Source organism: Levilactobacillus lindianensis, from assembly GCF_003946095.1.
Taxonomy (GTDB): domain Bacteria; phylum Bacillota; class Bacilli; order Lactobacillales; family Lactobacillaceae; genus Levilactobacillus; species Levilactobacillus lindianensis.
Window position 1 is genome coordinate 1 of record NZ_RHOD01000057.1, and the last position, 2021, is coordinate 2021.

At 34.6% G+C, this 2021-nt stretch carries 2 protein-coding genes and 1 pseudogene; 1 reads left to right on the forward strand and 2 read right to left on the reverse strand.

Translation table 11 applies throughout. The features are described from left to right. A pseudogene (locus EKM70_RS11235) lies at positions 1–450 on the forward strand (IS30-like element ISLsa1 family transposase); the annotation flags it as partial. Here the strand turns inward: EKM70_RS11235 and EKM70_RS11240 are convergent. Beyond that, positions 380–1546: an IS4 family transposase gene (locus EKM70_RS11240; RefSeq protein ID WP_125547824.1), complete on the reverse strand. Its 1167-nt coding sequence runs from the start codon at positions 1544–1546 to the stop codon at positions 380–382. The pseudogene EKM70_RS11235 and the gene EKM70_RS11240 overlap by 71 nt on opposite strands. Positions 1547–1752: 206 nt before the next feature. After that, positions 1753–1920: a hypothetical protein gene (locus tag EKM70_RS11545; RefSeq protein ID WP_225416443.1), complete on the reverse strand. Its 168-nt coding sequence runs from the start codon at positions 1918–1920 to the stop codon at positions 1753–1755. Positions 1921–2021: the final 101 nt, after the last annotated feature.

Consider the following 2021-nt stretch of genomic DNA (forward strand, 5'->3'; position numbering starts at 1 on the left):
TGGGAAGTAGATACGGTGCTTTCTAGTCGAAGTGAGTCACGATCATGTCTGGTTACATTCGTAGAACGTAAGACCCGACTTCTATGGGCCATCAAAGCCCCTAATAGAACGGCTAAGGCTCTAAACACCGCCTTTGGCAAGTTTATGGGGGCCTTCGGTCCCCAAGTAAAATCCATTACTGTTGATCATGGTAAAGAGTTTGCCAATTATCAGGCCTTAGAACAGGATTATCAGATCAAAGTTTATTTTTGCCATCCATATTCACCATGGGAGCGAGGTTCCAATGAATATTTTAATAGGCGGTTACGCTGGTTCTTCCCGAAAAAGACCAATTTTAGCCAAGTAACGACTGATGAGATCCTAGCAGCACTTGAACTAATTAATCAACGACCATTAAAAATACATCATCAACAGACTGCCATTGAAAGATTCCGGGCTTGTTCGGATTAAACTTGTAATTTGCCATTTCAATAAAATGATCTTGTTTAGAATGAAATTGTACACTACCAATATCATATTTTAACTTTCTAAATGAGCTTTCGATCCCCCAACGAAGGTGATAAAGCTCTTTCATCTCTTCCAACGAAAATTCTTTCGAATTAAGATTAGTTACTAATACTTCCCACTCATCTTTACCAGATTCTTCATTATTTATTCTAAATTTACAAACCCTGAACTTTATAGTACAAATATCCTCAAAATCCCAGCTTGCATCGTAAGTATTTTTGGAGCGTTGTTCAATATATTGTTTCTTATGATGAGTTACCAGATGAAGATCCTCAGTGTCTTTGTGCGTAATGTAGTAATAATTAGAAATAGTTACCCGACAGGACACTTCTAAATCACATTCTCGGTTCGGTAAAGATTGGATTTCCTTAAAGGCTCCCTGTCCTGTTTTGCTTCTGATTACATAATTACAATTCTTTAATCGATTGCAGTTCTCAATCCTGTTAAAACTGCAATATCCCCGATCCATTGTGACAATCGTTGGCTTCATTTCAGTACGCTTGAGCATTAGAAGTGCTGCTTTGCGTTCATCAATTTGGCTTTTAGGCTGTAAAATTACATCTTGATAAGTATTATTAACTAAATCGTAACTGGTATTCATATGAAATTGACAATAATTCTGACAACCATGCTGGTTAGTAAATTTAACAATATTTTTTGATTCTGGATTCCAAAGCTGGTTAAAATCAGAGCCATCAATAGCTAACAGTCGGTATTGGGACTTAAATAATCTTTGAGCCTTTTGTCGTTGATTCATAGTATGGAAAATATGCTCAAAACAGGCCGGAGAGAGCTTGGCCTTTTGCTGAACATAAGCTGATGTAGATACTAATGATTTATCATCAGAGTCTGAAAAAGCATCGTATAGTTCTTTATCAAGACTATTTCCCTGCATATTAATAGGCACTTTAAGCATAGTAAATGGGTCTAATTTACGTGTTCTAGTAAAAGCGCGAGGGTCGCTGATGAAATCATGAATATTATCAGCAGTTTCTCGTATCACATTATCAAGTTGATTTAGTATATTTAATTTTCTCATTACGATTCTCTCTTTAATTTTATCCTTAACTAGTCGGTAAATGACAGAAAACTAACTGCGTTTCACTATAAGATAATTACAAGCTAATTTAAATAATCAGTAAAATGGTAAAAATTTATATACTCATAATTCACCAAAAAAACACTTACTAATCAATAAGTAAGTGTCTTATTTTATAAATTTTATTTTCAGATCAAAAATTATCTCTAGCATAAGTGATTCTTTTTTGAGTCTTCTTTTATCCATTTTTGATAAGTTGCTATTTTATCAGCCATAAACTTGGCTTGCTCTTGTGCATCAATTAATTGGTGATCTGCAAATTTCTTATATTGGCAAATTCTATAATTAATCCGAACAGAAATTAAAAAGCCCAAAGCAATCACTTACAATGGTAGTAACTAATTCCAACCAATATAGGGAGTGATTACTTTGGGTACATCTACTTTATCACGTTTTCAACGTGGCGCACTAGCAC